The organism is Microbacterium schleiferi, from assembly GCF_015565955.1.
GTDB classification, from domain to species: Bacteria; Actinomycetota; Actinomycetes; order Actinomycetales; family Microbacteriaceae; genus Microbacterium; species Microbacterium schleiferi_A.
In genome coordinates this window covers 840694-862473 of the sequence record NZ_CP064760.1, presented here as the reverse complement: position 1 = coordinate 862473, position 21780 = coordinate 840694, and the positions used below count along the sequence as shown (strand labels likewise).

The following is a 21780-nucleotide window of genomic DNA, read 5'->3' as shown; positions in this document are numbered from 1 at the left end:
GTCAGCCGGCGGTCTACGGGGCGGTGAGGACCCGACCCACGACGGCGGGGAGGTGCTCAGCGACATCGAGCGCCGTGATGGGCCCGCCGCCGACGGCATCCGACGCGGCCTGCGCTGCCTGACCGTGCAGCCAGGCCGCGGTCGCGGCGCACGCGGCAAGGGACACTGACGCACCGCGGCCTGCGGCGCTGGCGGTGACGGCGCCGAGAATGCCGGCGAGCACGTCCCCGGTTCCAGCCGTTGCAAGCCACGATGTCGGCGCCTCGATCGCGCATTCCCCGCCCTCGGGTGAGGCCACGATGGTCGTCGCCCCCTTCAGCAGCACCACGCCGCCCAGCGCAGCAGCGGTCTCTGCCGCGCTCGAGGGGCTCCGAGCGGTGTCGGGGTCGAGTCCGAGCGCGGAGCGGAGCCGCGCGTGCTCGCCGGCATGCGGCGTGACGACGATCGGCGCGGTGGCAGACACCGCAAGGTCCAGGGCTCCCGCATCGACAATGACGGGATCGCTCCCCCGAGGATCGTGCGCAGCGCCTGCGTCTCGGCATCCGTGCGGTCCTCCGCGCTCGTGCCCGAACCAATCACCCACGCCTGTACGCGTCCGTCAGCTGTGACGGTCTCGGGGCGCCGTGCCAGCACGAGCCGGGTCGGCCGCGACGGGCCGAGGTACCGCACCATGCCGATTCCGGTGCGCCACGCGCCCTCCACACCCAGCACCGCGGCACCGGGGAAGTGCCGGGATCCGGTCCGCAGACCCACCACGCCGCGGGAATACTTGTCGTCAGCGGCGGTTGGCATACCGAGGACGCGTCGCGCGTCGTCCATCAGCCATGACCGCAACATGCGAGCAACCCTACCTCCGGAGTATCGATGAGTCTGCTGTTCACCCCTGTCGAGATCGGTTCGCTGCGAGCGCGGAACCGTCTGTGGGTCGCGCCGATGTGCCAATACAGTTCGACGGACGGGATGCCGAACACCTGGCACCTCACGCATCTCAGTGCGTTTGCCACCGGCGGTGCGGGCCTGGTCATGACCGAGGCCACGGCGGTGAGCCCGGAGGGGCGGATCAGTCCCGACGACACCGGGATCTGGAACGATGAGCAGCGGGATGCCTGGATGCCGATCGCTGCCGAGATCCGCGCACGAGGCGCTCTTGCCGCCATCCAGCTGGCTCACGCGGGGCGCAAAGCGTCGACGTGGTCACCGCTGAAGGCGGGTCGCGGGTCGGTGTCTGAAGCCGACGGCGGCTGGCACGCGCTCGCGCCCTCACCGATCGCCTACGAGGGCTACGCCGTTCCCGAGCAGCTGGATGCGGCAGGGATCGCGACGGTTGTCACCGACTTCGCAGCAGCGGCCCGTCGCAGCGTCGAGGCGGGCTTCGACGTGCTGGAGGTGCATGCCGCGCACGGGTACCTCCTGCACGAGTTCCTCTCACCGCTGTCGAATCACCGCACCGACGAGTACGGCGGGTCGCTCGAGAACCGCGCCCGGCTGCTTCTCGAGGTGATCGACGCGGTCCGGGATGCCGCACCGACGGCTCCCGTGATGGTGCGGTTCTCGGCGACCGATTGGGCAGACGGCGGTTGGGGCGTCGCCGATACCGCCATTGTCGCCGGGTGGGCGGCTCAGCACGGCGCCGTCTTCATCGACATCTCCAGCGGCGGGCTCGTCGCCCATCAGCGGGTGGTTGTCGGTCCGGGCTACCAGGTGCCCTGTGCCCGCGAAGTTCGCGAGAGCGCGGGGGTCCCCGTGAGCGCGGTGGGCCTGATCACGACGGGCACGCAAGCCGAGGAGATCCTCGCCTCGGGCGCGGCGGATGCCGTCATGGCGGGACGCGAGTGGCTCCGTGATCCACACTTCGCGCTCCGCGCCGGGGCCGAGCTCGGCGCCGACATCGGCTACTGGCCACCGCAGTACGAGCGCGCCCGCCTCACCCAGCGAGCCTGATCACCCAGCGCGCCCGATCACCGGCCGCTATCGCTCGTTGCGCCATCCGCGGCGGGTGGCGTCCTGCACCTCGCCGACGAGCTCCTCGATGACATCCTCGAGGAACAGGACACCCGTGATGGTGCCGCCGGCATCCCGCACTTGAGCGAGGTGACGCCCCTGCTCGCGCATGAGAGCGAGGGCATCCTCAAGATCGGTGTTCTCGGTCACCGGCACCATGTGGTGGATGCGGGCGGGGTCGATCGGCCGGATGACGTCGGTGGCGGCATCCTCGCCCTCGGCAGCACGCAGGATGTCTTTGAGGTGGACATAACCGAGCGGAATGCCCGCCGGATCCACGATGACGTAGCGCGAGAATCCGTTCTTCGCGACAGCGCGCTCGATCTGCTTCGGGGTCGTGTTCTGCGGCAGCGTCAGAAGGTCGGCGAGCGGCACCGCGATGTCGCTCGCCTTCTTCTCGGTGAACTCGACGACTGCCGCAACCGTCCCGGCAGTGTCCTCAAGCACACCTTCCATGCGGGACTGCGCCACGATGGTCGCGACCTCCTCGAGGGTGTAGGTCGACGTCGCTTCGTTCTTGGGTTCGACGCGGAACAGCCGCACGATGTGATTCGCGATCCAGTTGAGCGTCACGATGACCGGGTGGAAGACCTTCGATACCCACACGAGGGGAGGCGCGAGCATGAGCACCGCACGATCGGGTACCGAGAACGCCAGGTTCTTCGGAACCATCTCACCGAAGACGACGTGCAGGTACGACACGAGCACGAGGGCGATCACGAACGCGATGACGTCCACGACCGCGTAACTCAGTCCGGTCAGCTCCAGGGGAACCGCCAGCAGATGGTGGATCGCCGGCTCCGAGACGTTCAGGATCAGCAGCGAACAGATCGTGATGCCCAGCTGCGAGGTCGCGAGCATGAGCGTTGCGTGCTCCATGGCGTACAGCGAGGTCTTGGCGGCACGGGAGCCGCGCTCAGCCAGCGGCTCGATCTGCGATCGCCGCGCGGAGATGACCGCGAACTCGGCGCCGACGAAGAAGGCGTTGGCCACCAACAGGACGACCAGCCATGCGAGGCCTGCCCAGTCGCTCACGACAGCACCTCCTCGGCGGCGTCCTCACCGGGCAGCGCGGTGGGGACGAACCTGACCCGGTCCACGCGCCGACCCGCCATCCGCTCCACCACGAGGGCACCCTCCGGAAGCGCGACAGTGTCGCCGACGACGGGGATGCGCTCGAGTTCACTCATGAGGTAGCCGCCGACGGTGTCGTAGACGTCGCCCACGGGAATGCGGATCCCGACCCGGTCGAGGACCTCGTCCGGCCGCAGGTCCCGGGGAAGACGACGTCACGGTCGATGCGGACGATGTCGGTGCGGCGCCTGTCGTGCTCGTCGAGCACTTCGCCGACGATCTCTTCCACGAGGTCTTCGAGCGTGACGACGCCGGCGGTGCCGCCGTACTCATCGACGACGATCGCCATCTGGTAGCCGCGCGACCGAAGCTCAGACAGCAGAGCGTCCAGGTGGACCGCTTCGGGCACGCGAAGCGGCTCGGTCGCGATCGCCGCGACGGGAACCGTTCCCCGCTTGCCACGCGGCACTGCCACGGCCGCCTTCAGGTGCGCGATCCCGACGATGTCGTCCATGGACTCCTCGTAGACGGGGAAGCGGCTGTGACCGGTCGAGCGCGCGAGCTGGATGACATCCTCGACGGAGTCATCGGCGCCCAGCGCGTGAACGCTCGGACGCGGCGTCATGACATCGGCGGCCGTGAGGCGCGCGAAGGTGAGGGAGCGGTCCAGGAGCGAGGCGGTGTCCTGTTCCAGGACGCCAGCGCTGGCGGAGCGGCGCACGAGACTCGACAGTTCCTCGGCCGAACGCGCACCCGAGAGCTCCTCCTTGGGCTCGATCCCCACCGCGCGAAGGAAGGCGTTGGCACTTCCGTTGAGCACGACGATCGCGGGGCGGAACACGGTCGTGAAGGCGGTCTGGAACGGCACAACGAGCTTCGCGGTCTGTCGTGGCACGGCGAGCGCGAAGTTCTTCGGCACGAGTTCACCGATCACCATCGAGAAGATGGTGGCGATCGCGACACCGATGATCGCAGCGAGCGGGCTGATGACGGCCTCCGGCCAGCCCCACCCGAGGAACACGGGTCGCAGCAGGCTCGAAATCGCCGGCTCCATCGTGTAACCGGTGAGCAGCGTGGTCAGGGTGATGCCCAGTTGCGCGCTCGAGAGGTGCGTCGAGGTGATCTTCAGCGCACTGATCGTCAGCGCAAGTCGCGTCTCACCGGCGGCCTGCCGCGCCTCGAGGTCGGCGCGATCGAGATTGACCAGCGCGAACTCGCTGGCGACGAACAGTCCGGTTCCGATGGTGAGGAGGAGCCCCACCCCCAGCATGATGAACTCCATCACGCATCACCCCCGGTCAGGAGTGCGGGTCGGTGGGGCGATCGTCGGCAACTCGGAGGGTCGTCCATCGTGGCACGAGTCTACCGGTGGAACGTCAGCCCCGGGACGAGCTTTTCCTCACGCACGCGCGAGCGGTCACCAGCTGACCGGGAGCGCTTTGCCCTCTTCGTAGCCGGCCGCAGACTGCAGGCCGACGAGGGCCCGTTCGTGGAACTCGGGCACGGATGCCGCACCGGCGTACGTGAACGATGATCGGACGCCGGAGGTGATCATGTCGATGAGGTCTTCGAGGCCCGGTCGCTGCGGATCGAGGTAGATCTTCGACGAGGAGATCCCCTCCGCGAACAGTTCCTTGCGAGCGCGCTCGTAGGCATCCAAGCGACCGAAGCGCGCCTGCACGGCCTTCGTCGACGCCATCCCCCACGATTCCTTGTAGAGGCGGCCGGCGGCGTCGCGTTGGAGAGTCCCGGGCGCCTCGATCGTCCCGGCGAACCAGGAGCCGATCATGACGGATGCCGCACCGGCTGCCAGTGCCAGCGCAACATCGCGCGGATAGCGCACCCCGCCGTCCGCCCACACGTGAGCTCCGGCACTACGGGCGGCCAGGGCCGTTTCATGGACCGCCGAGAACTGCGGGCGACCGACCGCGGTCATCATCCGTGTCGTACACATCGCGCCAGGTCCGACACCGACCTTGATGATGTTCGCGCCAGCAGCAACGAGATCGTCGACACCCGCGCTCGTGACGACGTTGCCCGCAACAAGCGGTACGCCAAGATCGAGGGCGGACACCGTTCGCAGTGCGCTGAGCATCCCCTCTTGATGGCCGTGCGCGGTGTCGAGAACGAGCACGTCGACACCGGCTGCGACCAGCGCGCGCGCCTTGCCCGCGACATCGCCGTTGATACCGACGGCGGCGGCAACGATGAGGCGACCGTCTCGGTCGACGGCGGGCTGGTACAGCGTGGCGCGGAGGGCGCTCCGGCGAGACAGCGTGCCCACGACCTGCCCGTGGTGGACGACGCAGACGATCTCGGCGTCGGCGGCGACGATGACATCGAAGGCGTGCCGCGCGGACTCGATGTCATCGGCATCCACGGATGCGGGCCGGCCGCGCGCGAGATCGCCCAGACGCGCATCGGGGAGGGCCGATCCGAGGCGGACGGCCGTCACAATGCCCTGGACGGCTTCGATCATGAGGCGGTCGGCGGGCGGCGCGACGATCACGCCGTACCCCTCCGTCGGAGGCAGCAGGGTCGTCGCCTCCGCCACCGTTGCATCGGGGGGAAGCACCAGCGGGCTGTCCCACGTGACCGGCTGATCTTTGACCCAGCGGATCGCGGCGTCGAGCTCCTGCAACGGCAGGTCCTGCGGCAGGACTCCGAGTCCGCCCCGGCGGGCGAGCGTCGCGGCCAGGCGCGGCCCCGTGACCGAGTTCATGTTCGCAGAGACCAGAGGCACGGTCGCTGCGGTTCCGTCACGCGGAGAGAGATCGACCTCGAGTCGGCTGCCGACCCCCGATCGGCGAGGAACGAGGAAGACGTCCGAGTACGTCAGATCGAAGGCCGGCGCATCACCGTAGAACTCCATGTGCGCAAAGCCTACCGGTCGATGATCTCAGCGGAATCGTGACCAATTCGCGGCGCAGCTCAGGGTTCTGATGGCCTGCCGGGGTGTCGAGACGGACTACGCTGGTGTGTTGAACGAAGCGGGCGCGACGACGACGGTCCGCGACGACAATCGTGACGAAAGCGGGCGATCTAACGTGTCGAGTCAGGTGACCGGCGTCGGAGTGTCGAACGAAAGCGAGTTCGGTGCCAACGAGTGGCTCGTCGAAGAGCTTTACGAGCAGTTCCGGCAAGACCGCAACTCCGTAGACAAGGCCTGGTGGCCGGTGCTCGAGGCCTACCACTCCGCATCCGAGAACGGCGCGAAGGCGTCCGGCGATAGCGCTGCCACATCTGGCGATAGCGCGGCCCCCGGATCCAAGCCCCCGTCGGATGACGCGCACCCGGTGACGGCGCCGACACCGGTGATCGGCTCCCAGCCCGTCGCCCGCACCACGGCGCGTCCCGCCTCGGCCCAGCCGATTCCCGCGCAAGCTCCCGACACCGCGCGCGCCGCCTCAGACGCAACCCCGTCGGAAGACACGGTGACCGCCCTCAAGGGAATGCCGAAGGCCCTCGCCGCGAACATGGACGAGTCCCTCACCGTTCCCACCGCGACGAGTGTTCGTACGATTCCCGCCAAGCTCATGATCGACAACCGGATCGTGATCAACAACCACATGGCGCGTACGCGGGGCGGCAAGGTCAGCTTCACGCACCTCATCGGGTGGGCCATCATCCGTGCCCTCACCGAGTTCCCCAGCCAGAACGTGTTCTACGCAGAGGTCGACGGGAAGCCCTCAGTGGTCGCCCCGGCCCACGTGAACCTCGGCATCGCGATCGACCTCCCCAAGCCCGACGGCACGCGAGCGCTGCTGGTGCCGAGCATCAAGCACGCCGACACCCTCACCTTCGCCGAATACCTGTCGGCCTACGAAGACCTCGTCTCCCGCGCCCGCAAGAACAAGCTCACCGCGGCGGACTTCCAGAACACCACCATCTCGCTGACCAACCCGGGCGGCATCGGCACGGTGCACTCGGTTCCCCGCCTCATGAAGGGACAGGGGTGCATCGTCGGCGCCGGCGCGCTGGAGTACCCCGCAGAGTTCCAGGGGGCGAGCGAGAAGACGCTCAACGAACTGGCGATCGGCAAGACGATCACGCTCACGAGCACGTACGACCACCGCGTCATCCAGGGCGCCGGCTCGGGAGAGTTCCTCAAGAAGATCCATGAGCTGCTCATCGGCGAGCGCCGCTTCTACGAAGACATCTTCGCCGAGCTGCGCATCCCCTACGCTCCGATCCACTGGAACGCCGACATCAACGTCGACATCGCCGAGCGGATCGACAAGACCGCTCGCGTGCAGGAACTGATCAACAGCTACCGCGTTCGCGGCCATCTCATGGCCGACATCGACCCGCTCGAATACCAGCAGCGCACGCACCCCGACCTCGAGATCGAGTCGCACGGGCTGACGTTCTGGGACCTCGACCGCGAGTTCGTCACGAACGGCTTCGGCGGCAAGCGCATCATGAAGCTGCGCGAGGTCCTCGGTGTGCTCCGCGACTCGTACTGCCGCACGATCGGCATCGAGTACATGCACATCCAGGACCCGGAGCAGCGAGCCTGGTTCCAGCAGAACCTCGAGGTCAAGTACACCAAGCCCGGACACGACGAGCAGCTGCGCATCCTCAGCAAGCTCAACGAAGCCGAAGCCTTCGAGACGTTCCTGCAGACCAAGTACGTGGGTCAGAAGCGGTTCAGCCTCGAAGGCGGCGAGTCCCTCATCCCGCTGCTGGATGAAATCCTCCAGGGCGCTGCCGAAACGGGGCTCGACGGGGCCACGATCGGAATGGCGCACCGCGGGCGACTGAACGTCCTCACCAACGTCGCCGGCAAGACCTACGGACAGGTGTTCCGCGAGTTCGAGGGACGCGTCGCCATCGGTTCCAAGCGCGGCTCGGGCGATGTCAAGTATCACCTCGGAACCGAAGGCACCTTTGTCGCCGACGGCGGCGAGGAGCTTCCGGTCTACCTGGCGGCGAACCCCTCGCACCTCGAAACCGTCGACGGTGTTCTCGAGGGAATCACCCGCGCCAAGCAGGACCGGCTGCCGCTGGGTTCGTTCACGTGGCTGCCGATCCTCATTCACGGCGACGCCGCTTTCGCCGGCCAGGGCATCGTGGTCGAAACCCTCCAGATGTCTCAGCTGCGCGCCTATCGCACGGGCGGCACGGTGCACGTCGTCGTCAACAACCAGGTCGGCTTCACCACCCTGCCCCAGGATGGCCGCACCTCCGTCTACGCGACGGATGTCGCAAAGACCATCCAAGCCCCGATCCTTCACGTCAACGGCGATGACCCCGAGGCCGTGGTCCGTGTCGCCCAGGTCGCCTTCGCCTACCGCGAGAGATTCCACCGCGACATCGTGATCGACCTGGTGGTCTACCGCCGCCGCGGACACAACGAGGGCGACGACCCCTCGATGACCCAGCCGCTGATGACGAACCTCATCGAGGCGAAGCGATCCGTGCGCCGCCTGTACACCGAGTCCCTCGTGGGTCGCGGTGACATCACCGAAGAGCAGTACGAGCAAGCCAAGAAGGACTTCCAGGATCGCCTGGAGCAAGCCTTCGCCGAAACGCACGCCGCCGAGACCGGATCCTCTCAGGTCGCGAGCGCGCCGATGACGGGCACGATCGACACCATCGGCGAGCCGGAGACGACGGGCGTCTCGCGCGATGTCGTTCAGCTCATCGGCGATGCCTTCGTCAACAAGCCCGACGGGTTCACGGTTCACCAAAAGCTGCAGCAGCTGCTCGACAAGCGCCAGGACATGAGCCGCAACGGCAGTATCGACTGGTCGTTCGGCGAACTCCTCGCGTTCGGTTCCCTCCTCGTCGAAGGCACCAACGTCCGGATGGTCGGCCAGGACTCGCGGCGCGGAACCTTCGTGCAGCGGCATGCCGTGTTCCACGACCGCGCCAACGGTCAGGAGTGGCTGCCGCTGGTGAACCTCTCCCAGTCACAGGGGCGGTTCTGGATCTACGACTCCCTCCTGAGCGAGTACGCCGCGATGGGGTTCGAATACGGCTACTCGGTCGAGCGCGCCGACACTCTCGTCCTCTGGGAGGCGCAGTTCGGCGACTTCGCGAACGGCGCCCAGTCGGTGATCGACGAGTTCATCTCGTCCGCCGACCAGAAGTGGGGGCAGCAGTCAAGCGTGGTGCTTCTGCTGCCGCACGGGTATGAGGGTCAGGGCCCGGATCACTCGTCGGCTCGCATCGAGCGCTACCTGCAGATGTGCGCGCAGGACAACATGATCGTGGCACGCCCGTCGACGCCGGCATCCTACTTCCACCTTCTTCGCCGCCAGGCGTACGCGCGCCCGCGGCGCCCCCTGATCGTCTTCACGCCGAAGGCCATGCTGCGCCTGCGCGGTGCGACGAGCCCGGTCGAGGACTTCGTGGGTGGCCGGTTCCAGCCGGTACTCGACGACGACCGCGGGATCGACAAGAGCGCCGTCAAGCGCGTCCTCCTGCACTCGGGCAAGATCCACTGGGACCTGAAGTCGGAACTCGAGAAGAACCCGAACCCCGAGGTCGCCCTGGTGCGGCTGGAGCAGTTCTATCCAGCTCCGGTCGACGACCTCAACCGGGTCATCGACGAGTACCCGAATGCCGAGCTGGTGTGGGTGCAGGACGAGCCGGAGAACCAGGGGGCCTGGCCCTTCATCGCCCTGGAAGTGGTGAAGCACCTGCATGGGCGGACGATTCGTCGCGTGTCGCGGGCTGCTGCGGCATCCACGGCAACCGGCTCCCCCAAGGTGCATGCCGCTGAGCAGGCGGAGATCATGCAGAAGGCGCTTACCCTCTGAACGTCACCGTGCTGGTCAACCCGGCAGCTCGAGCCGGGACGGGTGGCACGATCGCACGGAGAGCAGCTGAGCGTCTGCGCCAGCACGGCATCCGTGCGACCCTGATCAGCGGTGGAAGCGCCGCCGAATCGACGGATCTGCTGCGCGAAGCGGTCCGCCTCGGGACGGATGCCGTGGCCGTGGCCGGCGGAGACGGGACGGTCTCCCTCGCGATGCAGGTCCTCGCTCATAGCGAGACTCCCCTGGGCATCATCCCGGCCGGGACGGGCAACGATCTGGCGGAGATTCTCGGCATCCGCGAACTGCGTCCCGACGAGGCTGCCGACGCGATCGCAGGCGGGATGACCCGCGACATCGACCTCGCGCGCGTTCAACGGGAGGGCGAGCCGGCGGTCTACTTCGGGTCGGTTCTGGCGAGCGGATTCGACTCCCTCGTCAACGATCGCGCCAACCGAATGCGCTGGCCGCGCGGATCGTCGCGCTATACGTTCGCGATCCTGCGCGAGCTGCTGGCGCTGCATAGCTTCGCCTACGAGGTCGAGCTGACGGATGCCGCAGGTACGGTGACACGGCACGACGGAGCGCTGCTCATGGCGGCGGTCGCCAACGGCACCAGCTACGGCGGGGGCGTTCGGATCGCCCCCGCGCGGACCCTGCCGACGGCGAACTGGATGTCGTGCTCGTCCGCCCAACGCACCGCGCACGGTTCCTGCGCCTGCTCCCCGCGTCTATCGCGGCACCCACGGAACAGTCCCCGAAGTCAGCATGCACCGCGCCCGCACGGTGCGCCTCCAGGCGGCAGGCGTCACCGCGTACGCCGACGGGGACCCGATCGGTCAGCTCCCCCTCACGATCGACATCGTTCCGCGCGCCCTGCGCGTGTTCGTTCCGACCGCGCTCTGATCGACTAGACGGTCGGTGAGGCCTTCGTGGCCAATTCGGTGTCGTGGACTGCCTGCACGGCCCGCAGCTTCGCCATCACCTGATCGCGCAGCTCCTCGGGCGCGGTCTCGGTGCAGGCGCGAGCCACAGCCTCCGTGAGCGTGGTAGCCACGAGCGCCTCTTCGCGGCACGCGGGGCAATGCTCCAGGTGCTCACGAATATCGGCGTGCTCGGTCTTGCACACTTCGTTGCGCAGGTACTCCTCCAAGTCCCGCGTAGCTTTCGCGCAGCCGCAGTCGGTCATGTCGCACTCCTTGGGGCGACCGAGATCCCGCGCTCGGTCGCGTATTCGGCCAACAGCTCCCGCAGCATCCGTCTGCCACGGTGCAGACGGCTCATCACGGTGCCGATGGGGGTCTTCATAATGTCAGCGATCTCTTGGTAGGCGAAGCCCTCGACGTCGGCCAGATACACCGCGAGGCGGAAGTCCTCGGGGATCGACTGCAACGCGTCCTTGACGACGGATGCCGGCATGTGGTCGATAGCCTCGGCCTCGGCCGACCTCGTGCGCGTCGAGGTCGTTGACTCCGCCCCGCCGAGTTGCCAGTCCTCGAGATCCTCGATGGCGCTCTGGTAGGGCTCTCGCTGCTTCTTGCGGTACGTGTTGATGTACGCGTTAGTGAGGATGCGATAGAGCCACGCCTTCAGGTTCGTCCCCTGGGTGAAGCTCGACCACGACGCATAGGCCTTGACGAAGGTCTCCTGGACCAGGTCCGCGGCATCCGCGGGATTCCTCGTCATCCGCATGGCGGCGGCGTAGAGCTGGTCCATGAACGGCAGAGCCTGCTCTTCAAACTGCGCGCGCGGGTCGGCCGGCGCCTCGGCCTGATCAGTCATCACGCGCCAGTCTACGTCTGGCGCCACAACGATCGTCATCGGGCTCCTTCCGTCCCTCATTAGGCTAGGAACCGATGAGCGGCGAAAGATATTCCGTCCCCGCCAGTTCCGGCCAGTCCGGCTGGCTCGCCCCGCGATCCGCGGGTGCCCTCGCCGCGCGCCTCGCGGTCCCAGGTTCCAAGTCGCTCACCAACCGTGAGTTGATCCTCGCGGCCATTGCCGACGCCCCCAGCACCATTCAGGCGCCCCTGCACTCCGATGACTCGGTGCGCATGGTCGCGGCCCTCACGGCGCTGGGCGTCCAGATCGACCCCGTCGAGGGTGACAGCCCCTTCGGGCCCGACCTGGTCGTGACCCCTCCGGGCGGATCGGGCTCGGTCGGGGCCTCCTCCTCGGGACTGCACGGCGCGACAGTCGACTGCGGCCAAGCGGGCACCGTCATGCGGTTCATCGCCGGTATCGCAGGCCTGGCAGATGGCGATGTCACCCTCACCGCGCACGAGAGCGCGCTGCACCGCCCGATGGGGGCGATGATCACCGCGCTGCGCGACGTCGGTGTGGACGTCGATGACGAAGGCCGCTGGGCGCTCCCCTTCCAGGTGCGGGGGCGTGGCCACATCCGCGGCGGTGAAGTCGTGATCGATGCGAGCGCGTCCAGTCAGTTCGTGTCGGGGATGCTGCTCGCGGCGCCCCGGTTCGACACGGGCCTGCACCTGATCCACTCCGGATCGCGACTGCCGAGCCTGCCGCACATCGATATGACCATCGAGTGCCTGGCCCATCGCGGCGTGCACGTCGAGCGGCCGTCCCCACGCGAGTGGATCGTGCCCCCGCAGCCCCCACGCGGCAAGACCGTCGCCATCGAGCCCGACCTGTCCAACGCCGCCCCTTTCCTCGCCGCTGCCATGGTGACCGGTGGGACTGTCACCATCACCGGCTGGCCTGCGCACTCCACCCAGCCCGGCGTCATGCTCGCGACGATCCTGCACGATATGGGAGCACGCGTCACGCGCCGCGGCGGCGCCCTCACCGTCGCGGCGGGGCGCGGCATCCGGGGCATCGAGATCGACCTGTCTGCGGCGAGCGAGCTGACACCCACGATCGTCGGGCTCGCCGCCTTCGCCGCCGAGCCGACGACGATCACCGGTGTGGGACACATCCGGGGCCACGAGACCGACCGCATCGCCGCGCTCGTGGGTAACCTGCGCGCGCTAGGAGGCGGCGCAGAAGAGCTGGAGGACGGTATTCGGGTCCTTCCACAGCCCCTGCACGGCGGTGTCTGGCGGGCTTTCCACGATCACCGCATCGCGACCACGGGTGCTCTGATCGGCCTCGCTGTCGAGGGTGTTTTCGTGGATGACATCGGCACGACCGCCAAGACGATGCCGCAGTTCCCCGATCTGTGGGCGACGATGCTCGAGGGGAATGACGCGGAGTGAGCTGGCTCGGGGATGTCGACGACGACGATGAACACGGTGTGGACGAGAGCGACATCCGCATCCGGCCGAACCCCAAAGCCAACCGTCCCCGCACGAAGCGCCGCCCCCTCACGCGGACGCCGAAATCGCACGCGTGCTGGCGGTGGACCGAGGCCGGTACACGCTCCTCGTCGGGGAGAACACGGATGCCGAGCGCCAGCTCATCGCCGCGCGGGCTCGCGAACTCCACCGCACCGCGATCGTCACCGGCGACCGCGTCCGCGTCGTCGGAGACACCTCCGGCGACGACGGAACGCTCGGGCGCATCGTCGGGATCGAACCGCGCACGTCGCTGCTTCGCCGCAGTGCCGACGACACCGACCAGGTCGAGCGCGTCATCGTGGCCAACGCCGACCAGATGCTCATCGTGATCGCCGCCGCCGATCCGGAACCGCGCCCGCGCCTGGTCGACCGATACCTCGTTGCCGCGCTGGATGCCGGCATCCGCCCCCTCATGGTCATCACCAAGACCGACCTCTCCGACCCGTCAACATTCTTGGCGCACTTCGCAGGCCTCGATCTGGACGTGTTCACCAGCGCGCGCGGCGACATGCCGGTCGACCAGATCGGCGCTGCGCTCGTGGGCCACAGCACCGTGTTTGTCGGACACTCGGGCGTGGGAAAGTCGACCCTCGTGAACGCTCTCGTTCCCAGCGCCGATCGAGCGACCGGATACGTCAACGAGGTCACCGGTCGAGGACGCCATACCTCGAGCTCCACGGTGTCGCTGCGGTACGAAGCGCCGTCGGGCACGGGCTGGGTGGTCGACACCCCCGGGGTGCGCTCGTTCGGGCTCGGACACGTCAACCCCGACAACATCCTGCGAGCGTTCACCGATCTGGGCGAGCTGGCACGGGAATGCCCGCGTGGGTGCACGCATCTGCCGGATGCCCCCGATTGCGCCATCGAGGAGGCCGTTGCCGCCGGTCGACTGGGACCCGGCGGGGCGGCGCGTCTGGACTCGCTACAGCGTCTGCTCGCGACGTTCTCGGACCGCCCCTGACGGGCCGCCGCTCCGCGTCCTCGCGGTGGCCGGGTATCGACCCTCGGCTCTAGGCTGGAGACATGACCGTTCGCCTCGAACCCGGCACCGCCGCACCCGATTTCACCCTCGTCAACCAGGACGAGACGGATGTCTCACTCCACGATCTGCGAGGGCACGGCGTCATCCTCTTCTTCTACCCGCAGGCGATGACACGCGGGTGCACGACGGAGGCCTGCGACTTCCGTGACAGTGTCGAGCCGCTCCGCAGTGCGGGGTATGTCGTGCTCGGGATCTCACGCGATGCCCCCGCGAAGCTCCGGGCGTTCCGGGAACGGGATGCACTCCCCTACGATCTGCTGAGCGACCCCGACCGGGCCGTCCACGAGGCATACGGCGCGTGGGGTGAGAAGACGATGTACGGCAAGACGACGGAGGGTGTGCTGCGTTCGACCTTTGTCCTCGACGAGAACGGCGTCATCGCGCACGCGCTGTACAACGTCAAGGCGACCGGCCACGTCGCCCGCGTCCGCGGACTGCTCGGTCTCTGACCCGTTGGGCGGCTGATAGACGGCGCCGCGGCTGATCGACGGCGCCGCGGCCGATTGACGGCGCCGCGGTCGCTCCCTCGTTCAGGCCGCAGACTATGCCGATTCGCCCGAATCGGCGGCATCCGAGCCCGAGCGGGCATCCGCGGATGCACCGCGGACCGTGATCACCAAGAGCACGAGAGCGATGACAGCCGGCACCGCGATGGCCAGCCCTGTCAACGGATCCGCATACTGGCCCGTCGCTGCGCCCAGCGCGACGGCGAGGATCAGGAGTTGCGTCACGATAGCACCCGAGCGTCCCCACGACTGCCCGCGCCAGGTCACGACGCCGAACAGCGCGACGATCGCTGCACCAGCCACCGTGAGCACGATGAGGGCGAGCGCACTGTCCAGCGCTGCCGTGTCACCGGTCATGACCGCGACGATCTCCCACGCCGCAAGCGTCAGGAGCCCCGCCGCTTCGAGCAGCACGATCACACCTGCTGCTCGAGCGGCACTCACCGCGCGCATCATGGACCTCCCGACTGCACTCGGCCCGCACACAGCACTCTGGCATCCGACTCACGAATTCACCCTTGATTCGGGTGAACTGCTGTGGGACGATTGGTAAAGCCGTGTGCTCCCACAAGGTCGTGGGACGAGACATCTTCTCGTACACCTCACAGAGTATCCGACCGCCCGTTGGTCCGATGCTCATCCCCCCATCAAGGAGCACCCCCTATGGATTGGCGCGACAAGGCAGCCTGCTTGACTGTCGACCCCGAGCTGTTCTTCCCGGTGGGAAACACCGGACCAGCGGTCGACCAGATCGAAAAGGCGAAATCCGTGTGCGCCCGGTGCACCGTCACCGAAATCTGCTTGCAGTACGCCCTGGAGTCCGGTCAGGACTCCGGTGTGTGGGGAGGCCTCTCCGAAGACGAGCGCCGCGCCCTCAAGCGCCGCGCAGCCCGCGCGCGCCGCGCCAGCTGACGACCGCGGCCCGACGGTGAGCGACCGTCATCAATCGGGCGCGATATAGCGGAGCGGAATGTCGATCGTGACCTCCGTGCCGCTGCCGACGAGCGTGTGCCAGTCGATCGTGCCGCCGAGTTCGCCCTGGATGAGGGTGCGCACGATCTGCGTGCCGAGCCCCCGTCCGACCTGACCCTCCGGCAAGCCCACGCCGTTGTCGCGCACACGCACCAGGAGCCGCTCCGGGTCGCGCTCGGCCTCGATCTCGACGTCGCCTTCTTTGCCGGCAAGGCCGTGCTCGACGGCGTTGGTCACCAGCTCGGTGAGGGCCAGGGCGAGGGGCGTCGCGTACTCGCTGGGGAGCGTGCCGAAGCGTCCGACCGAGCGCGTCCGCGCGCGGGTCGTCGGCGCGGCAGCTACTTCGGCAACAAGCTTGAGCACACGGTCGAAGACGTCGTCGAAGTCAACGCGCTGCGTCAGTCCCTCCGAGAGCGTGTCGTGAACGACCGCGATCGCGGAGACGCGGCGCATCGCCTGGGTCAGAGCCTCCCGCGCCTCTTCCGTGTGCGATCGACGGGCCTGGATGCGAAGCAGGGAAGCGACAGTCTGCAGGTTGTTCTTGACCCGATGATGGATTTCGCGAATCGTGGCGTCCTTGGTGATGAGCTCCTGCTCCTGGTGGCGCAGCTCCGTCACGTCCCGGCACAGCACGATCGCGCCGATGCGGGTCCCGTGATCACGCAGCGGGATCGTCCGCAGGCTCACGGTGACACCGCGCGCCTCGATGTCGGCACGCCACGGTGCGCGACCTGTCACGACCAGCGGAAGTGACTCGTCGAACTGGCGCTTCTCGGGAAGGATCTCGGTGGTCACCTCGATCAGGGACTCGCCCTCGAGTTCGTCCTCGAAGCCCATCCGGTTGAACGCCGAGAGAGCGTTGGGACTCGCGAAGGTCACGGTGCCGTCGACGTCGAGGCGCACGAGTCCATCCGACGCTCGCGGGGCACCCCGGCGCGGGGCTGTGGGTGCGCTGAGGTCGGGGAAATCACCCGAGGCGACCATTCCGAACAGGTCGTCGGCGCACTCGTTGAAGGTGATCTGCTGCCGTGACGGGGTGCGTGTCTCACCGAGATTGGTGTGTCGAGTGAGGACCCCGACCGTGGTCTGGCTCGAGCCGGATCCCCGCACGATCGGGACCGCGCGAACGCGTGTGGGAGTCTCTTCGAACCAGTCCGGGGATGCCGAATCGACGATCATTCCCGAGAAGAACGCCTCCCGGATCTGTGTACGCCACTGCGGGCGAACCGGGTCACCGACGATGTCCCGATAGAACAGGGTGGCGGCGCCGCTGGGTCGGGCGTGACCGACAGCCACGAACGAGTCGTCTGTCGTGGGCACCCAGATCACGATGTCGGCGAACGCGAGATCGGCAAGCAGCTGACCATCCCCGGCGAGACGGTGCAGCCACTCGACATCCGCGCCGGTGGAACGCCCCTGGGCAAAGACGAGATCGCTGAGCGTCGACATCGTCTCAGCCTACTGCGGGCAGATCGCCTGCCCAGATCGATTGATCTAGGCCGCCGTGCGGGCATCGACGGCGAGCGCCTCGCTCACAAAGCGCCGCACGGCTGACACGATCGGAGATCGCCGGGCCACCTCGGCGATCGGGCGTGCAGCCAGGAGCGCAGCATCCGCCGACCGCGGGTCCTGCGGGACGAACCACACGTCACGGATGCCTGCGAAGCGGTCGAGACTTCGACGGACCTGTCCACGCGCGTCGATCCCGAGCGCGCCGGGACGGAGTCGGTTCGCGATCACTGCGATCGGCGTTCCCCCGACGGTTTCCCGCAGCTGCGCGTACCCGCGGACGAAGCGGCCGATCCCGACCGGGTCGGCCCCGGCCACGGCTACGACGAGATCCGCCTCCTGGAGGGCGGCGATCGTTGCCGCGTTGCGCCGGTCACCGGCAAGGTCACTGACGATCTCCTCGTCGCGGTCCAGCGGCGCCGCAACGTCGACGACGGTGTCATCCACCCACTCGCGGCATACCGCGAGCGCGCCGCGCACCCGATCCTCACGGAGTTCCGGCCAGCGCGATGGCCGGTTGATTCCCGTCAACACCTGCGGTCCGCGTCCGAGGCGCAGCGCTATCCGCTCGAGTTCGGCCACGTCCAGGGCACCACGGTGCACCTGCCGACACGCAGCGGCGAAGCCTGGTCCTTCATCGGGCAGGCCGAGTGCGAGGGCTATCGACGACGCGTGCGAGTCAGCATCGACCAGCGCCGCCGCCCGATCGCGGGCGAGTTCTACGGCAAGTTCGATCGCGATCGTCGAGCGACCCGGGGAACCCGCCGGCCCCCACACGGCGATAACGCGGCGCTGCCCCCGGGGCGCGTGCACCGGGGGCAGCGGGTCCCGCAGGGCACGCACGAGTTCGCGACCCGAAGCTCGCGGCGACATCGGGGCCCCGAGCCCGAATGCCTGGGCGAGGCGAGTAGGAGCCTCCCCCTCCCCGACCGGGACGATCCGGACGCCCTCTCGATCGCACGCGGTCACGAGTTCACGCGTGAGTGTGTCGTGGCGGGCAGCGATGACCAGAAGCTCCACCGCCTCGTCACCGGCATCTCGAATCGCGCCGCGGGCTGCCGCGATGCCGGGGGCGGTCACCGGCTGCGCCTGGGCGTCCCATCCCAGCCGCGACAGCTCGTCGGCCAGACGGGTAGCGTGCGGTTCATCCAGGGCGATCAGCGTCCTCATTGCTGCCCCGGCCCCCACGGCACCACCGACAGAGCGGAGCCGTCGGAGATCGCAGCGAGCGCGGCGGCGACGTCGGCGCGCGGGATGACGACCTCCACCGCTGCCGTGCCGCCTGCCAGCGGAGAATCGTCTCGGCTGACGCTGACGACCGTCGCGTCAGCCACCAGGATCCGGGGTGTGTCGAACCGCGATTGGTCCAGACGAGGGGCGGCCCACAGTTCGACCGTCGAGCCGGATATCACCGACCCGGGAACCTCAGCGGCGCTGCGGATCACCACCGTCGTGGACTGCGTGCTCTCGGCGGTCACGAGCGCGTCGGCCGGCACGAGCTCTCCGGCGGCCACCGTTCGGGCTGCCACGAGTCCCTCACTCAGGCCATCAGCGGCCAGGTAGGCATCCGATGCGGTACCGAGCGCGACATCGACGACGGCGAGATCGGCAGCCGCGACAGGCTCCCCGGGAACGATCGCCCGGACGGCGACGTAGACGGGTTGTGTGTGACGCGCGGCCGACACGATGAACCAGACGCCACCGACGGAGGCCACGACCAGGACGATACCGACCAGGAACCTCAGGTCCGCCCATGCGGGGCGCCGGGCGGTGCGGGATGGGGAGAACATGCGAACCATGGTGACCGAGACGCGAGATCGAGGGTCGGGCTTATCCACAACGGGCGCCACAGCGCAGCCCTGTCCGAACCCGGCACCATAATGGGGACATGCCCCATCCCCCCGCTGCCGACGCGCGCCTGCTGACGCCCTCGCAGGTCGCCGAGGTGCTCGCGATCGACGTGGACGATGTGATGGCTCTCGTCCTGGCGGGGCAGCTGCGCGGCATGCGCGTGGGTGAGAGCGGACAGTGGCGCATCGACGAGAAGAGCGTCGATGCCTACCTCGATGATCAGGTCGAACAGACCCGGCGTATGGCGCTGTGGCACCAGTCGCAAACCGCGAGCTTCCCCGAGCTCTGGGGCACGGGAGCCATTCGCAACCCCGACTGAGACTCGACGCGTCCGCGGATCAGAGCCCCGCCTCGTCGGCGGCCACGATCAGCTGCGCGATCGCCCCGAAGGGAACCATGCGGAAGCTCGTCACGGCCGAGGGATGCCGGGCAGTCTCCAGGTCGTGGACGGCAAGATCGACGTGATCGGCGCCGGCTCGGTCCACCGTTCCGGTGAGCGAGTCACCCGTGACCACCTCGATCCGAACGGGGACCCGACGACGCGCGAGGTCGCGAACGACGAAGCCGAGATCGAGCCGTTCGCGCAGCGCCTGCCCCGCGCGTCCCGTGGCGCTGTGCAGGAGGTCGGCGTGCGGCATCCGCAGACCGGCGAGCGCCGCCAACGGCACGACGCTCACCGACGCTGGGCCTCGGTCCACCGCGAACCAGTCAGTGCCGACAGCGGCGATGCGCCCCTCGACAGCGCTGCCTACCGTCAGGTGCGCGCGCACCTGTGCTTTCGCGTCACGCAGCACAAGAAGCCGGTCTCGGAGCGAAACACGCGACAGACGCACCCGCTCCGACTCGGAAGCCAGGGCGGCACGCTCGGCCTCCCACTCGGCGGATGCCTGAGCCTCCAGGTCGTCGAACAGCCGGTCCCATCGCACGGGGCGAGCGTATGTCGTAGATGAGGAGTCGATGAGAAACTGTCCACAGCGGCGCCCTGGCCCCCATCCGAGAGTTCGCTGTGTGCTCTACTTCTCGACATCCTGTTACCGGTCGAGAGTGAGATCTCATGGCGACGACGCAATCGAGCTTCGCCCGCGCCTACCGCGCGGCAGACGAAGCGGCCGAGCTGAATCAGTACTTCGCCCCGCAGCGCACGAGCACAGCCGATCTTCCCGATCCCGAGACGTTCCTCCGCAATATCTCCCGCGGCGTGCTCGAGATCTTCGCGGGTGTTCGGGAAGTCGATCAGCTCGCCAGGTGGCTGACCGAGGATGCCTACCGCAAGCTTGTCACCCGGGCGAACCTCGCCGCCCGCGCACGAAGCGCCCGAGGCATCCCGGCTAAGCGCCCCGTGCACCAGATCGTCTCGGTGCGCCACTCCTCCCCGCCGACGGCATCGTCGAGGGGGTCGTCATCGTCCGGGGGCCCGCACGCACCAGGGCTGTCGCCCTGCGGCTGGAGGGCATGGACGGCCGGTGGCGGACCACCTCGCTCGCCCTCCTGTGACGGTCTCGATCGGTCGCGCGCCGCGCTACTGACGGTACGACGACAGGAAGTTGCCGAGCCGCTCGATCGCCTCGGTGAGTACCCGGGTCTCGGGAAGGGTCACAATGCGCACATGGTCAGGCGTGGGCCAGTTGAACCCCGTCCCCTGCACGAGCAGCACCTTCTCGGCCACCAGGAAGTCGTAGACCAGACGGGCGTCATCGCGGATCTCGTACACATTCGGGTCGAAGCGCGGGAACGCGTACAGCGCACCCTCCGGCTTCACACAGCTCACGCCGGGGATCGACTCGAGAGCCTCCCACGCGGCGTCCCGTTGCTCGTGGAACCGCCCGGTCGGAGCGATCAACGCGTCGATCGACTGGACTCCCGATAGTGCCGCCTGCACCGCGTACTGCGCCGGAACGTTGGGGCAGAGCCGCGTCGAGGCCAGCAGCGTGATGCCCTCCAGGAAGCCGGCGGCATGGTCCTTCGGTCCCGTGATCGCGAGCCAGCCCGACCGGTACCCCGCGACGCGGTAGGTCTTGGACAGTCCGTTGAAGGTCAGCACGAGCAGATCCGGCGCAACGACCGCCATCGGGATGTGTGTCGCGTCATCGAAGAGGATGCGGTCGTAGATCTCGTCAGCGAGAACGAGAAGCGAGTGTTCCCGGGCGATGTCGGCGATCTGGTCGAGCACCTCACGCGTATAGACGGCTCCGGTCGGGTTGTTGGGGTTGATCACCACGATCGCCTTCGTGCGCTCGGTGATCTTCGAGCGGATGTCCTCGATGTCCGGCTGCCACCCGTTCTCCTCGTCGCACAGGTAATGCACCGGTGTCCCGCCGCCGAGGCTCGTCATTGCCGTCCACAGCGGGTAATCCGGCGCCGGGATGAGCACCTCGTCGCCCTCGTCCAGGAGCGCTTGCATCGTCATCGTGATCAGCTCGGAGACCCCGTTGCCGAGGTACACGTCATCCGGGTCCAGCGCCGGGAAGCCGGGCACCTGCTCGTACCGGTAGACGACGGCGAGTCGGGCGGACTTGATGCCGCGACTGTCGCTGTAGCCGTGGGCTTCCGGGACCGCCTCGATCATGTCGCGCACGATCTGGAACGGAGCCTCGAACCCGAACGCCGCCGGGTTGCCGGTGTTCAGCTTGAGGATCCGGTGTCCCTCGGCCTCCAGCCTGTCGGCCTCGACCAGGGCCTGCCCTCGGATCTCGTAGAGGACGTGCTTGAGCTTGCTCGACTGGTCGAGCGGCCGGGGGTGGGTCATCCGTTCAGGATAA

18 protein-coding genes and 4 pseudogenes are annotated in these 21780 nt (G+C 68.1%); 10 read left to right on the top strand and 12 right to left on the bottom strand.

Annotated elements, in window-relative coordinates; translation table 11 throughout:
- Positions 1-13: 13 nt before the first annotated feature.
- Positions 14-463, bottom strand: a complete 450-nt coding sequence (locus IT882_RS17030; protein WP_324253919.1) for an NAD(P)H-hydrate dehydratase — start codon at positions 461-463, stop codon at positions 14-16.
- A gap of 401 nt (positions 464-864) precedes the next feature.
- Here IT882_RS17030 and IT882_RS04005 point away from each other — a divergent pair, with 401 nt between their 5' ends.
- Positions 865-1941: an NADH:flavin oxidoreductase/NADH oxidase gene (locus tag IT882_RS04005; RefSeq protein WP_195693266.1), complete on the top strand. Its 1077-nt coding sequence runs from the start codon at positions 865-867 to the stop codon at positions 1939-1941.
- 27 nt (positions 1942-1968) lie between these two features.
- On the opposite strand, the gene IT882_RS04000 is transcribed toward IT882_RS04005, so the two are convergent.
- From IT882_RS04000 to IT882_RS03990, 3 genes and pseudogenes are all read right to left on the bottom strand, one after another.
- The gene (locus tag IT882_RS04000) at positions 1969-3036 is read right to left on the bottom strand and encodes a hemolysin family protein (RefSeq protein WP_195693265.1); all 1068 of its coding nucleotides are present in this window, start codon (positions 3034-3036) and stop codon (positions 1969-1971) included.
- Positions 3033-4357 (bottom strand): annotated as a pseudogene (locus IT882_RS03995) (hemolysin family protein). Before IT882_RS03995 ends, IT882_RS04000 begins: the two are co-directional and overlap by 4 nt.
- Positions 4358-4492: 135 nt before the next feature.
- A complete protein-coding gene (locus tag IT882_RS03990; protein WP_195693264.1) occupies positions 4493-5947 on the bottom strand; it encodes a GuaB1 family IMP dehydrogenase-related protein in 1455 nt (484 codons plus the stop codon).
- 175 nt (positions 5948-6122) lie between these two features.
- On the opposite strand from IT882_RS03990, the gene IT882_RS03985 reads away from it, so the two are divergent.
- From IT882_RS03985 to IT882_RS16865, 3 genes and pseudogenes are all read left to right on the top strand, one after another.
- Positions 6123-9842 (top strand): multifunctional oxoglutarate decarboxylase/oxoglutarate dehydrogenase thiamine pyrophosphate-binding subunit/dihydrolipoyllysine-residue succinyltransferase subunit, encoded by a 3720-nt coding sequence (locus IT882_RS03985; protein WP_195694079.1) that lies wholly within the window; start codon positions 6123-6125, stop codon positions 9840-9842.
- An 8-nt stretch (positions 9843-9850) separates the two neighbouring features.
- Positions 9851-10429: pseudogene (locus tag IT882_RS16870) on the top strand (diacylglycerol kinase family protein); the annotation flags it as partial.
- 178 nt (positions 10430-10607) lie between these two features.
- Positions 10608-10745 carry a hypothetical protein gene (locus IT882_RS16865; RefSeq protein WP_267490562.1) on the top strand — a complete coding sequence of 46 codons (138 nt, stop codon included), beginning with the start codon at positions 10608-10610 and terminating at the stop codon, positions 10743-10745.
- A 4-nt stretch (positions 10746-10749) separates the two neighbouring features.
- Here the strand turns inward: IT882_RS16865 and IT882_RS03975 are convergent, their stop codons facing one another.
- Together IT882_RS03975 and IT882_RS03970 are read right to left on the bottom strand one after the other, a co-directional pair.
- Complete coding sequence (locus IT882_RS03975; protein ID WP_195693263.1) at positions 10750-11028, bottom strand: zf-HC2 domain-containing protein; 279 nt, start codon at positions 11026-11028, stop codon at positions 10750-10752.
- Positions 11025-11660 (bottom strand): sigma-70 family RNA polymerase sigma factor, encoded by a 636-nt coding sequence (locus tag IT882_RS03970; RefSeq protein WP_195693262.1) that lies wholly within the window; start codon positions 11658-11660, stop codon positions 11025-11027. The genes IT882_RS03975 and IT882_RS03970 overlap by 4 nt, the downstream gene beginning before the upstream one ends.
- Before the next feature lie 35 nt (positions 11661-11695).
- Between IT882_RS03970 and aroA the strand changes: the two genes are divergently transcribed.
- From aroA to bcp, 3 genes and pseudogenes are all read left to right on the top strand, one after another.
- Positions 11696-13060, top strand: a complete 1365-nt coding sequence (gene aroA, locus IT882_RS03965) for a 3-phosphoshikimate 1-carboxyvinyltransferase (protein WP_195693261.1) — start codon at positions 11696-11698, stop codon at positions 13058-13060.
- Positions 13057-14102: pseudogene (rsgA, locus tag IT882_RS03960) on the top strand (ribosome small subunit-dependent GTPase A). Before aroA ends, rsgA begins: the two are co-directional and overlap by 4 nt.
- Positions 14103-14164: 62 nt before the next feature.
- Complete coding sequence (gene bcp, locus IT882_RS03955; protein ID WP_195693260.1) at positions 14165-14632, top strand: thioredoxin-dependent thiol peroxidase; 468 nt, start codon at positions 14165-14167, stop codon at positions 14630-14632.
- 93 nt (positions 14633-14725) lie between these two features.
- Here bcp and IT882_RS03950 read toward each other — a convergent pair whose 3' ends face one another.
- The gene (locus IT882_RS03950; protein ID WP_195694077.1) at positions 14726-15142 is read right to left on the bottom strand and encodes a histidine kinase; all 417 of its coding nucleotides are present in this window, start codon (positions 15140-15142) and stop codon (positions 14726-14728) included.
- Between the two features lie 210 nt (positions 15143-15352).
- Between IT882_RS03950 and IT882_RS03945 the strand changes: the two genes are divergently transcribed.
- A complete protein-coding gene (locus IT882_RS03945; protein ID WP_019182239.1) occupies positions 15353-15601 on the top strand; it encodes a WhiB family transcriptional regulator in 249 nt (82 codons plus the stop codon).
- A 30-nt stretch (positions 15602-15631) separates the two neighbouring features.
- Here IT882_RS03945 and IT882_RS03940 read toward each other — a convergent pair whose 3' ends face one another.
- Genes IT882_RS03940 through IT882_RS03930 form a run of 3 tightly spaced genes read right to left on the bottom strand, consistent with a single transcriptional unit; the run spans position 15632 to position 18960 of the window.
- Entirely contained in the window at positions 15632-17110 is a 1479-nt protein-coding gene (locus IT882_RS03940; protein WP_195693259.1) for a sensor histidine kinase, read from the bottom strand.
- A 45-nt stretch (positions 17111-17155) separates the two neighbouring features.
- Entirely contained in the window at positions 17156-18340 is a 1185-nt protein-coding gene (locus tag IT882_RS03935) for an AAA family ATPase (RefSeq protein WP_195693258.1), read from the bottom strand.
- Positions 18337-18960 (bottom strand): SAF domain-containing protein, encoded by a 624-nt coding sequence (locus IT882_RS03930; protein ID WP_195693257.1) that lies wholly within the window; start codon positions 18958-18960, stop codon positions 18337-18339. The genes IT882_RS03935 and IT882_RS03930 overlap by 4 nt, the downstream gene beginning before the upstream one ends.
- A 98-nt stretch (positions 18961-19058) precedes the next feature.
- Here IT882_RS03930 and IT882_RS03925 point away from each other — a divergent pair, with 98 nt between their 5' ends.
- The gene (locus IT882_RS03925) at positions 19059-19340 is read left to right on the top strand and encodes a helix-turn-helix domain-containing protein (protein ID WP_195693256.1); all 282 of its coding nucleotides are present in this window, start codon (positions 19059-19061) and stop codon (positions 19338-19340) included.
- A gap of 19 nt (positions 19341-19359) precedes the next feature.
- Here IT882_RS03925 and IT882_RS03920 read toward each other — a convergent pair whose 3' ends face one another.
- Complete coding sequence (locus IT882_RS03920) at positions 19360-19947, bottom strand: hypothetical protein (RefSeq protein WP_195693255.1); 588 nt, start codon at positions 19945-19947, stop codon at positions 19360-19362.
- A gap of 128 nt (positions 19948-20075) precedes the next feature.
- On the opposite strand from IT882_RS03920, the pseudogene IT882_RS16285 reads away from it, so the two are divergent.
- A pseudogene (locus tag IT882_RS16285) lies at positions 20076-20515 on the top strand (Rv3235 family protein).
- Positions 20516-20540: 25 nt separating this feature from the next.
- On the opposite strand, the gene IT882_RS03915 reads toward IT882_RS16285, so the two are convergent.
- Entirely contained in the window at positions 20541-21767 is a 1227-nt protein-coding gene (locus IT882_RS03915) for a pyridoxal phosphate-dependent aminotransferase (protein WP_195693254.1), read from the bottom strand.
- Positions 21768-21780: the final 13 nt, after the last annotated feature.

Coding starts and splice junctions, on each gene's coding strand:
- IT882_RS04005 (WP_195693266.1), top strand. CDS start 865: ATGAGTCTGCTGTTCACCCCTGTCGAGATCGGTTCGCTGCGAGCGCGG.
- IT882_RS03990 (WP_195693264.1), bottom strand. CDS start 5,947: ATGGAGTTCTACGGTGATGCGCCGGCCTTCGATCTGACGTACTCGGAC.
- IT882_RS16865 (WP_267490562.1), top strand. CDS start 10,608: ATGCACCGCGCCCGCACGGTGCGCCTCCAGGCGGCAGGCGTCACCGCG.
- IT882_RS03975 (WP_195693263.1), bottom strand. CDS start 11,028: ATGACCGACTGCGGCTGCGCGAAAGCTACGCGGGACTTGGAGGAGTAC.
- IT882_RS03970 (WP_195693262.1), bottom strand. CDS start 11,660: ATGACGATCGTTGTGGCGCCAGACGTAGACTGGCGCGTGATGACTGAT.
- aroA (WP_195693261.1), top strand. CDS start 11,696: ATGAGCGGCGAAAGATATTCCGTCCCCGCCAGTTCCGGCCAGTCCGGC.
- bcp (WP_195693260.1), top strand. CDS start 14,165: ATGACCGTTCGCCTCGAACCCGGCACCGCCGCACCCGATTTCACCCTC.
- IT882_RS03950 (WP_195694077.1), bottom strand. CDS start 15,142: ATGCGCGCGGTGAGTGCCGCTCGAGCAGCAGGTGTGATCGTGCTGCTC.
- IT882_RS03945 (WP_019182239.1), top strand. CDS start 15,353: ATGGATTGGCGCGACAAGGCAGCCTGCTTGACTGTCGACCCCGAGCTG.
- IT882_RS03940 (WP_195693259.1), bottom strand. CDS start 17,110: ATGTCGACGCTCAGCGATCTCGTCTTTGCCCAGGGGCGTTCCACCGGC.
- IT882_RS03935 (WP_195693258.1), bottom strand. CDS start 18,340: ATGAGGACGCTGATCGCCCTGGATGAACCGCACGCTACCCGTCTGGCC.
- IT882_RS03930 (WP_195693257.1), bottom strand. CDS start 18,960: ATGTTCTCCCCATCCCGCACCGCCCGGCGCCCCGCATGGGCGGACCTG.
- IT882_RS03925 (WP_195693256.1), top strand. CDS start 19,059: ATGCCCCATCCCCCCGCTGCCGACGCGCGCCTGCTGACGCCCTCGCAG.
- IT882_RS03915 (WP_195693254.1), bottom strand. CDS start 21,767: ATGACCCACCCCCGGCCGCTCGACCAGTCGAGCAAGCTCAAGCACGTC.